Source organism: Pseudomonas baetica, assembly GCF_019733355.1.
GTDB lineage: Bacteria > Pseudomonadota > Gammaproteobacteria > Pseudomonadales > Pseudomonadaceae > Aquipseudomonas > Aquipseudomonas baetica_A.
On record NZ_JAIHLQ010000020.1, the window covers coordinates 51,761 to 68,319 of the forward strand.

Consider the following 16,559-nt stretch of genomic DNA (forward strand, 5'->3'; position numbering starts at 1 on the left):
TACGCTGTAGCGCCCCTCAGTCAGGGGCGCATCTCGGCGAAGTGTTGTAATTCTGAGGGGATTGCCGGCATACCAAGCAGGTACCCTTGGCAAAGGTCAATATTCAAATGCTTGGCCAGTGACAACTCGTCTATAGTCTCAATTCCCTCAAGCACAACCTGCTTACCCCGCCGACGGCAAAGCTTCACCAGACGCTGCACCTCTGCCCGCGCTGACTCAGACACCATGAGTTCCATGGTTGACTCGCGTGAGAGTTTGCAGCCAACAACCGAGTCGCTAAGCAAGAGCGAGCGCTTTGCGTAACCATCACGCACGTCATCGACCATCACTGTCAGCGCCTGTAAACGAAGAGCCTCAAGACGCTTCGCAAGCAGGTGAGCATCAACGTCTGCAGTTTCAGTCACTTCAAACGTGACCCTGCCCATCACATTCGCTGCAAGGAGGGCCTGCACGGCATCTCCGACGAAGGATGGGTGCGCGATCGACAACTGGCTTGTGTTGATCCAGACAGAAAGCCTCGGCCGGGATTTCAATTGATTGATCACCTGGGCCAGAACCCAGCGGTCGATATCGACAATCGAACCATCAGACTCTGCACGCGCGACAAGCGCAGCTGGCCCCTGAGTCCCAGTGCTGTCAGAAATCCGAAGCAAGGACTCAAAGGCTATTACTGATCTTTGGTCATCCATGACACTGAAGACTGGCTGGTATGCCAGGCTGAATCTTACGGGCACTGATCCCTCATGTGCCCAAGGCGAAGTCTGGGATAACCTCTGGATCGACATATGACGCAACCAAGCATTGAGCGGATACCTTAATAGTGGGATCTCACTACCCCATTTGCCGCATTCCGTTGGAAATGATTCATTTGGTCTGGGCTGGTGGCACTAAAGACCGCCGTTATTCTGGGTGTATCGATAACGGAGATCTGCCCGAATGAAATTCCTCAGCCACCTCTCAAACATCACAGACGGGACAGTTGTCCTGGCCTCGACAGAGCGTGTCGCGCGACACATTAAGCTACAAGCAGCACTGCTCCAGGCGGTAGGTGGGAAGAAGGCTTGGTTCACCCAGGGGCAGATTATGACCATCACGAAGTGGATTGAGACCACTTGGTTGGAGCTGATGCCCGACGAACAAGCCCTCAACCCTGTTCAGGAGTTGGCCACTGTGAAGTCGGTAATTGACCAGTCGGACCTACTGCCGTCAAACATGATCTCTTCCACGAACGCAGCTCGCCGAGTTGGGGTGGCGTACTCGCAGGTAAACAAGTACCTGATTGGGATGGATAGTGATCGCTTCCGATTCAAAGAAGAGTTTGAGGCCTTCCTCCAATGGAAGACTCAACTCGATAGCGTGTGCGGCGCAAAACAGTATGTGTTCCGTGCTCACCTCCCTACGCTTCTGCTTAAGGCTATCAAGGCTGGCGATGTTCAACCCCCGGAGCGGGTGATTATCGTAGGCATGATGTCCCTGAACCCAGCAGAAAAGGCCGTGTTCGATGCCTTAGAGGATCTCGGTACTGATGTAATTATCGTCTCAGCAGAGGGGGATAAGACGACCCCGCGTCTTGTGCGCAGCCACAATAATGCAAGCGAAATGCTAGAGGTCGCGCAATGGGTGTCAAATCACCTGCTGCCCTTCGTGGACGCCCCTCATGCTGCACCTTCACTCGCCATCGTCGTACCTGACATCCGTTCCTACAAAGGCCCCTTGCTTGATGCGCTGAGCTTGCATACGAGCCCAGGATCATTAATGCCTGCTGGTCCGGATGGTGAAACACGCGCGCCGTGGGATATTTCCAGTGGTGCAACGCTGGGTAGCCGCCCCATGATCCGTGCGGCTATGGATCTGTTGTCCATCACGCCCGACAAGGCAGATTCCGAGACTTTCAGCCGTGTGCTGCGCTCTCGCTGGATTGCTGGCCATGTGGGCGAGTCTGCGACCCGTGCCCTTCTGGATCTGTGGTTCCGTGACAACCTAGGCCTGAACATGGGTGGCAAGGATTTTCTGCGGGCTATTGGGGCATACAAGGGGGATGCAGTTCCTGATTTCCGAAAGCGCTTTGGTGGACTTCTTGAGAAGTTGGTGTCCGGCGAGCAAAGCCGATATCCATCTGAGTGGGCCGACCATTTTACCGAAGCCCTGAACGATATGGGCTGGCCCGGTCAGAGCGAACTGGACAGTGCCAATTTCCAGACACTTAATGCTTGGGCTGAGGCGCTTGCAATGTTCCGCACACTGGATGCTCAACTCGGGACTGTTCAGTATGAGCGAGCATTCATGTGGCTCAGGGAGGTCGTAGACACACGACAATTCCAGCCCCGTATCAGCCATTTGGCCCCAGTTTCGATCTTGGGCTATGAGGATGCTATCGGCCTCAACTTCGACGCCTTATGGATCGTTGGCGCATCGAACAACGTATTGCCGGGCCGCGCTGAGCCATCACCCTTCATTCCTACCGATCTTCAGATTGATGCGGGGATTTCTGACGCCTCTAGCGAAGGGATGCTCGCATATGCTCAAAGTGTCGTGGGCGCACTCCTCAGCTCTAGCGCTGACGTCACGGTGTCGTGCCCCAGCCATAACGAAAAGGGGGCGGCCATCGGGGCCAGTGAGTTGTTTGGCACGTGGCCCGCAACTGCACCTACCCTGGAAACAAAGGGTGACTTCCTTGATGACCTGATGGGCCAGTTGGATAGGAATAATTACGAGCAAGAGGTGGCCCCAGCTGTCAGCGATATCGAACTAACTGATATCAAGGGTGGAGTTCGCATCTTCAAGGACTATGCAGAGTCCCCATTCTTTTCATTCGTGCGCAATCGCCTACGAGCCAACATGTTTCCGCAACCAATCATCGGCCTTGATCCTCGAATCCAAGGGACAATGATCCACCTTGTGCTTGAAAAATTTTGGACTGAGGTGGTGACCTCCAAGGCACTCAAGGCATTCTCGGTTGCCGAGCTCAAAGCCAAGGTCCAGCACCACACTCAGCTGGCTTCCGAGGACCTTCTATACAAGCTGATCTGGCGCTACGGCATGAAGCTGATCATGCTTGAGCAACGTCGTATCGTCGACCTGACCATTGAGTGGTTGGAGCTCGAAAAGAAGCGGGAATTCGAGTTCGAGGTTATCGGCTTTGAAGAACGCCATGACATCGTTGTTGGGCAGGTACCTTTGACGGTAAGCCTTGATCGTCGGGAGCGCATCTTCTTGAACGAAGAGCAAACGGTCTCTCGGAGTGTTGTGTTTGACTACAAGACAGGCCAAGAGATGCGGATGAACAGTCTGAATGCTTCCACCCTCACAGAGCCTCAATTGCCAATCTACGCGACCAAGATCGACCTCAGTGTCGCTTCAGTAGAACCAATCGACGGCATTGTGCTGGCTCAGGTGAATCAAAAGTCTCTCGGTTTTCATGCTCGCTCAAACTTTTCGGCCAATCTCGTCGAAGGGAAGAAGGCCAGACAAGAGGACGTCGATACCTCGGACAAATGGGAAGCTCAGAAGGATGCATGGAACCGGCAGTTGGATTCTATGAGTGCTGGCTTCATCCGTGGCGAAGCGACTCTGGACCTATGTGGAAAGGGGTTTCCAATCGGCTACGAGTACATTGCGCCTATCGCACGATAAGCGTCAGTCGGGCTCCCAATGCATAGCGAAGGGGAGCCCATAGCTTAAAACATTCCGCATGCGAAAACTTTTAGTCCAATCCCGGGTTTACCGACCTGCGTCCTGAAAGATTACTTTGGCGGCTGGTGGCACGCGGGGGCGACGTTATTCTGGGTGTATCTGAATTGGAGCTGACCACATGACTGCATTCGTACCCTTCGCCGCTCTGCCGCACCTGGACCCTATTTTTGCTGGAATCCGAGGTCTCAGCATTGCAGATGCCGAAGCGCGCGCCCTGGCTATCGACCCTCGCCGCTCGCTACTGTTACTGGCCCCGGCCGGATCAGGTAAAACGTCTACCTTGCAAATGCGCTTGCTTTCCTGCCTGACAGTCGTGGAGCGCCCTGAGGAAGTGCTGGCTATCACATTCACCAACATGGCTGCTGCTGAAATTGTAGAGCGTGTTATTGGTGCGTTGCAGCAGGCAGCGACTGGCATTGAGCCTGAATTGGCCCATGAGCTCCCGCAATACCGTCTGGCTCGTTTGGTGCTGGATCGAGATAAGGAAATGGGTTGGAACCTTCTCTTGAACCCTAGCCGTCTGCGCATTATGACCTTCGATAGCTTTTGCGCTTCACTGGCAAGCAAAACTCCAATCATGTCCGGGCTGGGTGGCGGTAAAACTACCGACGATGCTTCGCTCATCTATCGTCAAGCGATTCTCGAAACCCTCAAGTCCGTTAACGACAACGACATTCCTGAGGCTCTCTCTAACGCGCTTGAGGCGGTATTGTCTTTCGCTAAAAACCGATTTGAAGCTTTGGTTCCACTGTTCGAAAACCTACTAATGAAACGCGATCAGTGGGCCGGCCGTATCATGGCACTGGACACTATTGAAATGCAGGAAGCGGTCAGCTCAGTTGTTCTGCATGCTGCCCAACAAGCTATTTCACTGATCCCAGGATCTGATCTCGAACGTGCAATGACTTGTCTTAAATCTGCCTCCGGTGCCCTTGATGGTTTCGAGTGGGCTGCGGAAATGCCCGCTGCCATTGCGAGTGCGAAAACGCTCGAATATTTCGGGCAATTTGCCTCCTACATGCTGACTAGTACCGGCACGCTCCGGGCGAAAGTAACCGTAGCCAACGGATTCCCAGCTAAGCATTTCTGCACAGTTGAGATGAATGGAATTCTGGCTGACCTCAAGGTTAACCCTCATTCTCAAGAATATGCTCAGGCCCTAGCCACACTTGCAACCCTGCCAGAACTTCAATACCCAGCTCGTTCAGCAAAAATGGTCGAGCACTTCACGGTAATTCTTCGGTATCTGTTGGCCAATCTGACGCTGGCAATGGAAGGGACAAACTCACTGGACTTCCCTGAAATCGCTCAGCGCGCCATTCAAGCTCTCGGCGCTGGTGAGACTGTCGGCGACGCCTTGCTCGAAGAAGACCGGATTCTGCATATCATGGTTGATGAATTCCAAGACACCAACCAGGCCCAGTACGACCTATTGAAACTGCTGGTAGAGAACTGGGAGCCGGCCGACAATCGTTCTATCGCTTATGTCGGCGATGGCTTTCAGTCGATCTATCTTTTCCGTGGCGCTGACCTGAATCTGTTCACGTCAGTTGTCGAGGCGAAAGCTTTCGGGCCCAAGCAAATGGATATTCTCCGGTTGACTGTCAACTTTCGGTCCTTGCCGGGCGTCGTTGAGTGGAATAACGCGACCTATGCCGAGGTCTTCAAAGACTCAGCTTATGAGTTCGTCCCATCGGTAGCGTTCCGGAAAGGCGATGGCGGTGTGAGCGTACACCCCGTGGCCACAGGTCAAATCGGTGAAGCCGAAGAAGTTACAAAGGTTGTTCAGGAAGCCCTTTCAAAAGACCCTTCAAAGTCGATCGCAATCCTAGTACGTGGTCGCTCGCACCTGAAACACATTCTGCCGATGTTAAAAGAGGCTGGAATTGAGGTTCGCGGTAAGGATATTGATCCCATTGGAGAGGCTGCCCCTGTCTCTGAAGTGATTTCACTGATTCGTTCACTCTGGCATTCCGCTGATCGAGCTTCGTGGATCGCACTGTTACGGGCAGCGTTCGTTGGTCTTAGCTGGGCAGACTGTTTGACTGTCGCCCGGGGGCATAACGTCATTGAGAATGCTCTACGCGACGAAGGCGTGCAGGCTCAATTGTCTTCCGAAGGACTGACCCGAGTGTTGAGGCTCTTGGAGGTTCTGGACGGAGTGAAGCGCTCCAGTCGTGGTTCAGAGCTGGGTTGGGCTGTTAAATCAGCCTGGATCGCCTTGGGCGGACCTGCAACGGTAAATACTGGCGAGATGGACGATGTGGAAACCATCTTCAAGCTACTCACTTCACACACGGAGTCAGGTGACCTTATTGACCCTCAGGCCTTTTTCCGCGCGATTGACAAAGCATATGCAAGCCCAAAAGCTGGCGCGGTAACAGTCATGACTTGCCACGGCTCCAAAGGCCTGGAATACGACATTGTGTTGATTCCTGGCTTAAACAAAGGCGGGGCTAAAGATGATGCGCCTCTGTTCTACTTCCGCCAGATGGATGGTGTCTTTTCCGTCGTTCCTAACCTCGGAGACTTGGACACTACCACCCCTGATAGTCGTCTATTCAAATTCGTTGGCCGCATGGTTCGCAAGGATATTTCTGATGAAGTATGTCGGGCGGCGTACGTGGGGACGACTCGGGCCAAAGAAGATTGCCACCTTTTCGTATGCGTCGACCGTTTCCCTGCTGCCGAGGGTGAGGTCCAGAAAGAGAAGGAAATCAAGCCAGCAGCAGGTTCGTTGGCTGAGTGCTTGTGGTCGGCTATTGGAGCCCAAGTGAAAGCGGTCGCCCCGGCATTCCCTATTGTTGCAGTTACGGATTCTGGGGTTCCCTCTAAGGCACGCCTGGCTCCCAGCTACAAAGTCGAATTGCCTAAAACGGTCTTTGTTCCGGCTGCAAGCAATGACCAAGTACCCACTGAAAATGAACTGAACGATGAATTGCGGGAGGAGGAGGGGAGCGACTATCGCGCCAAGACCATCGGTATCGTCTACCACTGGTTTGTAGAGCAGATCGGTAAGCAGGGTATCGAACTCTGGGATGAAGCTCGCGTGCGTACAAAGGCTCAGGCTATCGCATCGATGCTTCGTCGTGAAGGCTTCCCTGCTGCTGAGGTTCCTCAGGCGGTTGCTCGCATCCTCCGGCTGCTGTCCAATACCGTAAACAGTATTCATGGGCAATGGATCTTGAAGAAGCGTCCGGGCAGTGGCCATGAGGTGCAGGTCAGTGCATACCGTAACGGACGTTGGGTTCACCGCTTCCTGGATCGACCTTTTGAAGATGATGGGGTTTACTGGATCAGCGACTACAAAACTCCGGACTGCCCGGAGGGTATGTCCGAAGACGCTTTTGTTGCGCGGGAGGTTGAGCGGTACCGGCCGAAAATGGATGAGTACGAGCGTGCTGTGAAAGATGCCGGTATCACCATCCCTGTTAAAAAGGTGCTGTATTTCCCAGCATTCGACCGGCTTGCAGAGGTTGCCTAAGCCTAACGAGGGAACCTGATTTTCGGGTTCTTGACTGTGATGCCCATTCGCTTATGCAGAGGCCTTGAATCTTGCGGCTTTCTGTTCTTGAGTGAAATGGGTACCTCAGTCCTGATGGAAACCAAAGCTCGAAATAGCTGCTCATCGAACGGGATCTGCACACACTCATCTCTAAAGCTCAGCAGCCCAACCACATTCGATTCTTTGAATGCCTCCCGAGCAAGGCCGATATACAGCATCACCTGGTAGTATTCCCGGCGTCGTACGAACCCCTTGTACATTCGGTTTTTGAATTCACCGATTACAATTTGCCCTGTACGATTTCCGCGGAAAATGGCATCCGGTTCACCTGCTACGCCGAGTGCGCTGAGCCGTTTTCGTGGATGCCCCTTGCCTAGGTCAGTCCCTACAATTACCCACTGAGTTGCAGGCAGCGAAAACTGCTTGTAAATATCGAGTGGTGCCTTGGCTTTGAGGGCCAGATACAGCGACAGGGCCGCTACAATAATTCCAAGAATGATCAGCATGTCAGAATGTAATCACCTTAAAGTAGAGCAGGGCGGCGATGGCTACCAACACAATGGCAATAAATCCGCCTTTGCTTGGCCCCGCGCCGATCCGGCCATGCGCTGCGGTACCCATTTTGGCTAAACGTTGGTTGTATGCCCCACCACCGGCCCCAACGAACTTGCGCGGATCCTCTGCATAAGCGGCGATCTTGCTAACAGCTACGTTCGTACTGCGGCGCATGCCGAAACCTCAGATTGTGATTGAAAGAAAAAGGTCTTGTACCCATCAAACTTCAGCAACCCTTCCTCTTCCAATGCTTTGAACGCGCGACTGCCCGACCGCCTCTCGACCCCCGCAAGGGTTCTTATTTCATCTTTGCTGGCATGGACCTCTATACCGCGGGCCGTGGGGCGTGAGTCGGGATGCTCAACCAGCATGGTAATCACCCGCTTGATGCGATCAAGGTCCTTGGCAAATAGGTACTGCGCAGCCTGGGAATGCTTGGTCATCAAGTTCAGTTCAGCGGCCATGAGAACAGTCTCGCTGTAGCTGTTCGCTTTCATGAACTCATCGTATTTTGACTTTGAGACAGCGAGTAGGAAGGTATGGCTTCGAGTCTCGTAGCCAAACCGTACCTGCTTAGGTTGAAGTGGCCAGATTATGTCACCCTTCCGAAGGGCGTCTACGAAGATCCCCTTGCCCTGGACATCTGGCGAAAGTGCATAGGCAACCACGCAGCCTTGAAGGACGATGAAGAAATTCCCTCGGTCGATGTCCAGTTGAGTCTTTGGCGGGAGGTCAATCAATGTCCCGTAATGGTTGCCATGGATGAGCCAACTGGCCCACGTTCCCTTTTGAGGGCTTGTTTTGAACCAGTCAGGTTCGGGCGTTTCGAGGACGGCAATGTTTGGGTGTTTCATGGCGTGTGAGAAACCGTTTGCCATTATTGAGCTTCCTTCAAGTCGTATTGGCTCTGGTACGACTCGATCTTGATGTTGACAGTCGCCGGCAGTGGTAACGCCACGAGCGACATGATGGATTCCGAGGTTGGAGATTCAACCAGGAGGACATTCCTGATTCGTTTGGCTTTGGCGCAGTAAAGACCGCGGGAGCCATTGGACAGGGCTTCTCGGAGAATGATGTGACGTCTGCGTACAGTCGGAAGCGCGAGAGGGCCTCGCACCTTCACCCCTTGCGTGCGGCGCAGGGCAGTTTTAATCGTTTTGGCAGTTTGCAGGACGATAGGGTGGTCCAGCCCATCGATGACGATGTAGAAGCTGGCGGAGGAAAAATTCGAGCGCATGGTCCTGGGATCTGCAAGATCCCAGGCTTGGGCAGATTTCGCTTCGCTGTACATTGGACGGGGCCCTTGAAATATCTCATGCCCTAATAGTGGAAAGAGACAGCCCCATTTCAGCGACTTTGACCGATATTATTTGTTCAGATCTGCAATTTTCTGATGATGATAGAGGGCGCTTGCGAAGGATCGCTGCGCTTTCCTTAGGCGCAGTGCATCAAACAGCCCCGGGTCTCGGCGGACTCGGATTGTGTGCGGCCCAGTGAGAACCCCAAGGATCTTGTCGTAAAGAGCCATTATCTGGGGATTGGCGAGCTGGTTCACCATAGGGAGTGACTGTTCATGTGCAGAGACGGCCTGACTGATGACCTGTTGCTTCCAAAGCTTATAGTCGAGGATCACTTAATTGCTCCCTTGGGTTTTGACTTCCTGCGGGCCTGGTGCATAAAGACCAGATGCATCCCACCAAAAAACCACACAGCTATGAATGTGGTTGAGAACGAAAGTAGACCAACCTTGGCGACGTTGAGGGAATGACTAGGGAATTTTTCATCGAAAACCGCCCGATGTAGGGTGTCGTTTTTGTAAGCAGTGATGATCACCTTCTGGCTTGCGCTAACCCCCCTCAGGACGGTATCGGATTCGTTATCGGTAGCAGGGAAGACCTCTAGCCATCCGGTAACACTCATTTTTGAGCTTTCGATCGACTCTAGGATACCTTGAGCAGAAGGTGCAGCCAAAACCTCAGCTGGGATTTCATTTCCCACCCATTGAAAGCATTTGATGGGTAGACGCTCACATTCATACTTGAACCGACCCGGATAGGTCGCCGTCAGTTCCTCTTGGTAACGCATCCTTTCTGTCAGCAATTCGCCCTGGATGTAGTAAGCGAAGAGATAGTGGATGCAGCACAAGAAGGTGGTGTAGGCCACAAGGAAGAATGTGATGTGAATTCGCATGAAACTGCGGAACCCACGCTGGGCGATGAACCGCAAAATCAAGCTCGTAAAAACGAGAGCCAGTGTGTAGACGTCTCCGCGTTGGCGCTCTTCGCCGGTGGGTACGTGACCGACCATCCAGCAAATTCCTTCGTACCCCAGGTTAAGAAAATTGACCTCTTCTTGGAATAGTGAAACTGCGGCAATTGCCGCGAGCCACCCCAAGGTCATTTCACGGCGGAAATGAGCATAGATACCAGTCCATAAGCTCAGAAATAGAACGTAGACGCCAAGATCCTCGAGCACTTTCAGGAAAGTGATTTGTTCGCCGTCAGGTGTGGCGAATGTGAGAGTCACACACACAGCCAAGTAAACAAAAAGGAACACCGGGATCTGAAGTTGCCAGGGTATTCGGGACTCGAGCACACCAGCACCTCGGGGCCAAATTGAAGCTGTGCTAGGGAGGAATTTCATAAGGGGGTTTTGAATAGCCGTTGAATATGTTGTGACGATACTATTCAGTTCCTTGAAGGTGACCAGCCAAAAAGGGGTCTCGGATTTCTGTAACGGCGCTCTGAACAGATCCGCACAACTAGCTATAGGAAACAAAGGATGAATGCGTCCAGCCGACGGCACACGCGGTACGTGATCTCTGAAGGAGCGCTGCTCTCTCAAAAAATCAAAGGAAAGGGTTTGGTAGCAGGGCTCCTGGGTTGGGCCGATTGCCGGGTGCGAGATTTATCGATCGCGGGCGCTATGATCCTGACAGAAAAGAAGAAAGGAATCGGAGATGCTATCTCGATGAAGCTGATCCAGCGGAATGGTGACGAGCTTCAATTCGAAGGGAGGGTGGTGAACTGCGGTACTGATCATCGAAGCGGAAATTTCCAGCTTGGGATTGCCCTGTCCGAACAAGCTCCGGAATCTCGTGAACATATTTTTCTTCACAGTCTGGGCGAGTCCTTCCCCGAAGCGCGCTGACCCGATAGCAGTGACTGCTTGGTTGTGATACGACAAGGCCCGCCCATTTGCATGGACGGGCCTTGAATAAGTCGAGGAGAAGCAACGGCACCCATAGGCATTTGGATGTAGAAGGGGGTGACTTAGGAGTTAGGAGGTCTAAAGCCTATGCTTTCCTCAAGAAACTGTGTCAAAAACTGGCATGGGGGAGTGAACCCCATTCCGCACATTCTGTACGAACGACCGGGCTTTGTGAAGATGAAGGCCGTGAATTTGCGATAAATTGACACCTATGCAGCGGTCTCAGAAATCTCGCAAAGCGGCGAAAATCTGGAAAAGCTTTCTATCTCAAGTGTCTTCGACCCTCTCGCCGCCCATCGGTTCAAAAAAAACCAGGATTTTTCTTTTCTTGTCTCCGGCCCGAGTGGACTGGTAATGCTCTATTTCAGGGCGTGTAGCTTCCTGTTGCGGGAATTCTACACCTCCCTTTTACGACAATTCTGTCAACTTGGTTGTGATTCTTGGCAATAACAGACGCGCTAATTTAGGACGCGTCTGGGAATGAGAGAGCTCAACCGACGGCAGGCTTGCCGAATATCCGTTTGAATAGCGTAGCTCCTTGTGCCTGGGCTTGGGTTTCCGGCACGAGCTGGACGATGCTGAAGATTACTCCTGTGTCGTTCGAATGATAGGCGAGTTGCAGGTTGTTCTTCTTGAGGCCAATGAATGGAGCTGAAGCAACTAGCGATTGATCCATTTGCTCATGGCCCGTAGCAACCATTGTAGGGTCGAAGCCAAATATGACACGACTATCAAATTTGTCCCAAAGCATCGGGTCTGGATGAGAGATGGTTAGAACGACGTTGATGCCTACGCTACTGGCAAGCTTCAAACCGGCAGTGACCGATTCCTCATCCCTCGCGACCGATACCCGGTCGATGATGAGGGTGCGTCCACGCACAGCTCCCTCGTTAAGGGCAGAATAATGAGCGGAGACTAGCTGCTCGAGCGTGTAGGTACGACTTGGTAAAATCGTCACCGCCAAGTGGTGGTCTGGATGCTTCTGACGTTCACCCAGGATGAACGAACTGTGATCTTCAGAAAGCGACTTTCTGAAGACATCATGGCCGCGGCTGTAACGGTTCAGATAGTTGTCGCCATCGTGTGTGGCTCGCACTACGGCAACGAACAGGTCATCAAGGCGGTTCAGGCAAATCTCTTGGTCGATCCATTGAGAGATGTGCAGGGGCTCGGTATGGATGATTAGGGTATGGCCGGCATAATCACGTCCCAGTAAATATTGGGAGGGTGGCATGAAACCAGTGCGAGCCTTGAATCTCGCCATTTCCTCCGCTGATTGAGAGGTTGGATCTATCTTATCTTGCCTTGCGTATGCCTTCAGCGCTTCAAAATTGCTAAACCCCCACATGGTTGCAATGAGCGTTCCCTGAGGGTGCCCTTTACGAATGTCGGGTAACGTATTCTTGAGGGGATCCATGTTCATGGCCATTCGCAAGAACTCCATCATCTGGAGGCTTCGATCGGAAATGGCTCTTATCTGATCAGGGGTCTTGATCATCTGCAGGCCATTGATTGGCTCTTCGAGTTCACCAGTTTTAGCGTTCAGACGGTTGTACCCGTAGGCACGCGCAACGATCACATTTGCCGCTTCAGCATTAATGCCCAAGGCCATTTTCTTGACCAAACGTTCAGATTGCTCTTTGTACATGCTCACGAGTCCAGAAGGTTGGTGATGGGCTGGTGGCGCTCTACGAATCCAACGTAGGCCGCGTAGAGGGCTTTGTCGGACTTCTCGCTAAGCGAGGATGCCAGTAAGCGGTAAGCGCGGCGAAGATCTGGTTTGATGTCAGTCATGCCATGCTCGACGATCTTGACGAGCTCTATAGTGGCTTTAACGTAACCGGCAGAAGCAGCTCGCTCGATGTATTGGATGCCCTTAACTGGATCGGCCCCTGCGCGTTGTTTGAGGACGTGGGACATTCCGTAGGTGAATAGGGCGTCGGTCGATGCAGGTTTAGCAATGCAGGCGAGCCGGAGCCAGTGGTCAGCGCGGGTTATGTCAGTGTCTACACCGATGCCTTGATTGAGACACCTCGCCACTTGGAACATTGCTTTGCCATCTCCATTTTCAGCAAGCTCAAGCATGTCTCGATATGCGTTCGCTCGGTTTCGCTCATCGCAGGAGACCAGATCTCGAGTGAGACTGGCCAGGCGGAGACTGGTGGTTTGGTCAGTGGACTGCATTCTGATTATTGCCTTATTCATCAATTGAGGCAGGAAATGAATCGCTTTCGGCTTTCTGTACCAAAGGCCCAAAGACGCGATAGTTCTCGAGATACTGATAGAGGTTCATTTTCTTGATGTACGGTTCTTTCTCGAGTAGTTCGCGGCCGGCAGATTTGCGTCGTGCCGTGACTACGTCGTAGCTAAGTAGCGGTTTAATTGTGGGTGCAAACTTGCATTCATCGATGTCGTAAACGAAGGGCACGGAAGAGATGATCTGGCGCACCGGCGTATCACCGTCACGAACCCGTGCTCGGATGTGGGGTTTGACTGGTCTCCGAATAGCGACCTGTTCATTGCCTAGCTTCCGTAAGAGATCAATAGCGGTCAGCAAGCCCTCTTCAATTGATCCCTCAGGAGCGTCGGACATGGTAGGACGTCGGTCGTGAAGCTCATCTAAGAGGTCTTCCCACTCTTTCACTAAATCTGAAGCCACATGCCTTGATCCGGATGTGCCGGTATCAGTCCAGTAGAAATTAATGGTCTGAGGGTTCATCAGCACCGGGGTGCAACGCATTGCCTGCTTTGGCGATATGGCCTCAAACTTAATCCAAACCTTCCGGCGATCGTTAGATTTCTTGATCTTGCCGATTAGCATTTCCAGCTTGCTGCGCAGATCATTCGTTTCGATGATTTTGGCAATCACTTCCCCAGGCAGCGCAACTACCCCTGGACTCCTCAAGGTTTCCTTCGCGTTCTGAGTTTCCTTCATCGTGATGCAAGTGAGGACGTCTATAGCTGCGTCGACCGCGTCGCTACCTTCAAGCCTCCTCACCGGGATAGGCGCAGCTTCGTCTACTTCTGGCTCTTGTCGAAACTCCATCTCAAAAATCGCATCGACTCTCAATCGGTGTCGTGAGTCATTGAGCATTCTGACCAGTACCTTGAGCTCGGCCTCAAGCTGTTTGACCACTGCGATTGCTTCACTGATAGCGCTGAGGTGGAGTTCCATAGAGATGTCCACTGCGTGAGCCCACACATCACTTTAACGGGCGTTGGATTTTCGACTAGGCGTTTTGAATTGGATTCTATTATGGCGCGGGTACACTCTGGCACATAACCAAATTGGGGTATCCGAATCTTGTCTCTGGCAAAAACCTTTGAATCTGCAGTGAACCTGGGCGCTCTTACTGAAGCCTGGTTGCGCACAATCAAGCCTCTGCTGAAGACCCAACTTTTCGAACTCGGGGTGAAGGCCAAGCTCAACAACGCTGCCTCGGTAATGGCCCCGGGAGCTTTAGTCGCGAATGTCGTTCGTCAATCAGGTATCAGCTGGAGCGAGAAGCCAATTCGTGTCCTCCTGCTGGGATCAGATCCTCTCATAAGATTCGATAAGTCCAAGTGGGCTAGCTTGGCTGGCGAATTTCTTGGAGCTCCAGGAGCTGTGGAGATCATCTATACCCTGGACGAGAATGCGGACTCCGAATTCTCAAAGCTTGCGACAGCGCTCAACCTTCCCGCATGTAGCGTATTGACCCACGGCGAAGCAGTCGAGAGCGGCTTTTCGAAGGTCGACTTGGCAATATGGGTTCACCCTGCCGCAGAGTCGGCAGACGAGGCTGAGGCTCTGAATACCTCCACTGCGATGTCGCTGTCCACCAAGCAAGGTGTTCCTGTTTATTCGGCCTCATTTAACGAGGTCGACCTCCACACACAGAATTTCCTGATTCAACATCACTCTGTGCAGTTGCAGCCACTTGGCGGTCCGATTACTCGCGGGGCCCCATCCATCAACCGATACGGCATTTCTACCTTCGGTTTAGGGGTAGAGGGTGGATGGGGTGCAATATTGGCAAAAGTTGAGCCGGCGCAGCAGCTCGGCGATCCCTGCGAGGCCGCTCTCGTACGCACGGCGATGAGACTCGTATGTGCTGAAGGAGCACTCCATACGTCATGGAGCCTGGGCCAGCGCATAAACGGTGTAGCCTTCAACCGGATCATCCCGTTGGGATTGCTTGGCAACATGGCCATCGACCCTTCAACTGGTCATGTCTTCCAAAAAAATGAAGACTCACGTGATCTCCGCGTTGTCGGCCATCTATGGGACAGCGAGCTTAGGCTGATGCCGAGCTCCAAGCGTGAGCTGTTGCTGTGGGCATGTCGAATTAAGCTGGCATTTCAAACAGAGCTGCCAAAAGAAGATGCCAGGCGCAAAGAGGCAATAGCCTCCCTTGAGCAGGGTTTTAATGACGGAATTGTCGAAGCTGCTGTAGCGCTGGCTCGGTGCTATGAGTCATCAAAAGCTGATGGAAGCGATGTAACGGCACATCTTTGGCAAAGCAAGGCTGGGGCCCTGCACCCATTGAGCTCTTACGGCTTGGCCTATGAGGCTTTGGGAGCTGGAGACTTAGCCGCCGTTGAGCGATATCTGCGAATCGCTGTCGAGTTCGGATACCCGATTGCGATGACAGACCTCGGGAAGATGCTCTGTGACAGTAAGCGAGTAGACGAGGGTCTGGCTCTCTTGAACGAAGCCGCCTCTCGCAAGGATCCTGAAGCCAATTACGAGCTTGGAGAATTGTCTGCCAAAGGTGGTGACCTGCAAGGCGCCCTGGAATTCCTTCGCGCGGCATGGATCTATGGTCATGTCGACGCAGCAGCCTTTGCGCGGCAAGTAGCCGATTACATGCTTGAGCACGGAATTGGGAAACGCTCGTTAATCAAGCGCGAAGCGAAGGAAATCGCTGCATTTCAAAAGAAGCTCGACACCCGCTTGGTGGCAAATGCTACTTAGGATTCGACTGAGTGCTTCAAATTGGGCTGGAAGAATCGCTATATCAGCGATCCTCGCTTGGATGCCTTTACATTCTGTGGCATCAACGGTTCCAGTTGTGGATTCCAAGTTGGTCACTTACGGAGTGTCCGGGCAAACCATCGATCAAATTCAACGATCGATTGCAGAGCATACACCCAGTCGAAACGGGGGCTCCTACTACGCCGGCGTCACGATATGGAATCTCTCAGCATCCTATGACCTGATTCCCTCCCCACATGGCTGCCTACTCGATAACGGGCAGGTGTTCTTGAAAATCAGGATTCACCTACCTGTTCTGGAATCGATTCCCAAATCCCCAGGTGTTGAGCAAGAGTGGCGGCGGTTTTACAGCGCCCTCAATGCTCATGAAGCATTGCATGCGCAAAACGCCTACCGGGCCGCCACCACGCTACTGGCAAAAATAAACGGGACACGCACTGATGTGCCCTGTTCTCGCGCCAAGGTGATCGCTGAGAAGGCTACGGCCGCGCTGATAGAACGGATTTCTGCCTACGACAAAGATCTAGACATTCAAACCCGTCACGGAACTACGCAGGGCGCTTATTTGAACCCCGTTGTCAGATGACCCCCCCCACAGAATATGAAGCCTAACTGCCT

Annotated in this window: 15 protein-coding genes; 5 read left to right on the plus strand and 10 right to left on the minus strand. The window is 52.8% G+C overall.

Annotated elements, in window-relative coordinates; translation table 11 throughout:
* Positions 1-20: 20 nt before the first annotated feature.
* Positions 21-734: an EAL domain-containing protein gene (locus K5E40_RS19140; protein WP_221732157.1), complete on the minus strand. Its 714-nt coding sequence runs from the start codon at positions 732-734 to the stop codon at positions 21-23.
* A 202-nt stretch (positions 735-936) separates the two neighbouring features.
* On the opposite strand from K5E40_RS19140, the gene K5E40_RS19145 reads away from it, so the two are divergent.
* Together K5E40_RS19145 and K5E40_RS19150 are read left to right on the plus strand one after the other, a co-directional pair.
* The gene (locus K5E40_RS19145; protein ID WP_221732158.1) at positions 937-3,633 is read left to right on the plus strand and encodes a PD-(D/E)XK nuclease family protein; all 2,697 of its coding nucleotides are present in this window, start codon (positions 937-939) and stop codon (positions 3,631-3,633) included.
* A gap of 178 nt (positions 3,634-3,811) precedes the next feature.
* Positions 3,812-7,177, plus strand: coding sequence for an exodeoxyribonuclease V subunit beta (locus K5E40_RS19150; RefSeq protein ID WP_194940994.1), 3,366 nt, complete (start codon positions 3,812-3,814; stop codon positions 7,175-7,177).
* A 2-nt stretch (positions 7,178-7,179) separates the two neighbouring features.
* Here the strand turns inward: K5E40_RS19150 and K5E40_RS19155 are convergent, their stop codons facing one another.
* The 6 genes from K5E40_RS19155 to K5E40_RS19180 form a co-directional block, all read right to left on the minus strand.
* A complete protein-coding gene (locus K5E40_RS19155) occupies positions 7,180-7,704 on the minus strand; it encodes a hypothetical protein (RefSeq protein WP_078465829.1) in 525 nt (174 codons plus the stop codon).
* 1 nt (position 7,705) lies between these two features.
* A complete protein-coding gene (locus tag K5E40_RS19160) occupies positions 7,706-7,927 on the minus strand; it encodes a hypothetical protein (RefSeq protein WP_078465828.1) in 222 nt (73 codons plus the stop codon).
* A complete protein-coding gene (locus K5E40_RS19165) occupies positions 7,906-8,631 on the minus strand; it encodes a Crp/Fnr family transcriptional regulator (RefSeq protein ID WP_078465827.1) in 726 nt (241 codons plus the stop codon). Before K5E40_RS19165 ends, K5E40_RS19160 begins: the two co-directional genes overlap by 22 nt.
* The gene (locus tag K5E40_RS19170) at positions 8,631-9,044 is read right to left on the minus strand and encodes a 30S ribosomal protein S10 (protein ID WP_078465826.1); all 414 of its coding nucleotides are present in this window, start codon (positions 9,042-9,044) and stop codon (positions 8,631-8,633) included. The genes K5E40_RS19165 and K5E40_RS19170 overlap by 1 nt, the downstream gene beginning before the upstream one ends.
* A gap of 75 nt (positions 9,045-9,119) precedes the next feature.
* Complete coding sequence (locus K5E40_RS19175; RefSeq protein WP_078465825.1) at positions 9,120-9,386, minus strand: hypothetical protein; 267 nt, start codon at positions 9,384-9,386, stop codon at positions 9,120-9,122.
* Positions 9,383-10,348 carry a hypothetical protein gene (locus K5E40_RS19180; protein ID WP_078465824.1) on the minus strand — a complete coding sequence of 322 codons (966 nt, stop codon included), beginning with the start codon at positions 10,346-10,348 and terminating at the stop codon, positions 9,383-9,385. Before K5E40_RS19180 ends, K5E40_RS19175 begins: the two co-directional genes overlap by 4 nt.
* Before the next feature lie 186 nt (positions 10,349-10,534).
* Between K5E40_RS19180 and K5E40_RS19185 the strand changes: the two genes are divergently transcribed.
* Positions 10,535-10,903: a PilZ domain-containing protein gene (locus K5E40_RS19185; RefSeq protein WP_078465823.1), complete on the plus strand. Its 369-nt coding sequence runs from the start codon at positions 10,535-10,537 to the stop codon at positions 10,901-10,903.
* A 550-nt stretch (positions 10,904-11,453) separates the two neighbouring features.
* Here the strand turns inward: K5E40_RS19185 and K5E40_RS19190 are convergent.
* From K5E40_RS19190 to K5E40_RS19200, 3 genes are all read right to left on the minus strand, one after another.
* Positions 11,454-12,611 carry a hypothetical protein gene (locus tag K5E40_RS19190; RefSeq protein WP_078465822.1) on the minus strand — a complete coding sequence of 386 codons (1,158 nt, stop codon included), beginning with the start codon at positions 12,609-12,611 and terminating at the stop codon, positions 11,454-11,456.
* A gap of 2 nt (positions 12,612-12,613) precedes the next feature.
* Positions 12,614-13,048: a tetratricopeptide repeat protein gene (locus K5E40_RS19195; RefSeq protein ID WP_169904180.1), complete on the minus strand. Its 435-nt coding sequence runs from the start codon at positions 13,046-13,048 to the stop codon at positions 12,614-12,616.
* A 112-nt stretch (positions 13,049-13,160) separates the two neighbouring features.
* Positions 13,161-14,138 (minus strand): DNA replication terminus site-binding protein, encoded by a 978-nt coding sequence (locus tag K5E40_RS19200; RefSeq protein WP_169904181.1) that lies wholly within the window; start codon positions 14,136-14,138, stop codon positions 13,161-13,163.
* Between the two features lie 129 nt (positions 14,139-14,267).
* Between K5E40_RS19200 and K5E40_RS19205 the strand changes: the two genes are divergently transcribed.
* Both K5E40_RS19205 and K5E40_RS19210 read left to right on the plus strand, forming a co-directional pair.
* Complete coding sequence (locus K5E40_RS19205) at positions 14,268-15,920, plus strand: tetratricopeptide repeat protein (RefSeq protein ID WP_221732159.1); 1,653 nt, start codon at positions 14,268-14,270, stop codon at positions 15,918-15,920.
* A 97-nt stretch (positions 15,921-16,017) separates the two neighbouring features.
* On the plus strand, positions 16,018-16,527 hold the full coding sequence (locus tag K5E40_RS19210; RefSeq protein ID WP_169904182.1) for a DUF922 domain-containing protein: 510 nt from the start codon (positions 16,018-16,020) through the stop codon (positions 16,525-16,527).
* The last annotated feature ends 32 nt before the right edge of the window (positions 16,528-16,559 follow it).

Excerpts from the sequence above, each read along its gene's own strand:
- K5E40_RS19170 (WP_078465826.1), bottom strand. The coding sequence starts at position 9,044 with ATGTACAGCGAAGCGAAATCTGCCCAAGCCTGGGATCTTGCAGATCCC.
- K5E40_RS19155 (WP_078465829.1), bottom strand. The coding sequence starts at position 7,704 with ATGCTGATCATTCTTGGAATTATTGTAGCGGCCCTGTCGCTGTATCTG.
- K5E40_RS19185 (WP_078465823.1), top strand. The coding sequence starts at position 10,535 with ATGAATGCGTCCAGCCGACGGCACACGCGGTACGTGATCTCTGAAGGA.
- K5E40_RS19195 (WP_169904180.1), bottom strand. The coding sequence starts at position 13,048 with ATGCTTGAGCTTGCTGAAAATGGAGATGGCAAAGCAATGTTCCAAGTG.
- K5E40_RS19165 (WP_078465827.1), bottom strand. The coding sequence starts at position 8,631 with ATGGCAAACGGTTTCTCACACGCCATGAAACACCCAAACATTGCCGTC.
- K5E40_RS19150 (WP_194940994.1), top strand. The coding sequence starts at position 3,812 with ATGACTGCATTCGTACCCTTCGCCGCTCTGCCGCACCTGGACCCTATT.
- K5E40_RS19190 (WP_078465822.1), bottom strand. The coding sequence starts at position 12,611 with ATGTACAAAGAGCAATCTGAACGTTTGGTCAAGAAAATGGCCTTGGGC.
- K5E40_RS19160 (WP_078465828.1), bottom strand. The coding sequence starts at position 7,927 with ATGCGCCGCAGTACGAACGTAGCTGTTAGCAAGATCGCCGCTTATGCA.
- K5E40_RS19200 (WP_169904181.1), bottom strand. The coding sequence starts at position 14,138 with ATGGAACTCCACCTCAGCGCTATCAGTGAAGCAATCGCAGTGGTCAAA.
- K5E40_RS19145 (WP_221732158.1), top strand. The coding sequence starts at position 937 with ATGAAATTCCTCAGCCACCTCTCAAACATCACAGACGGGACAGTTGTC.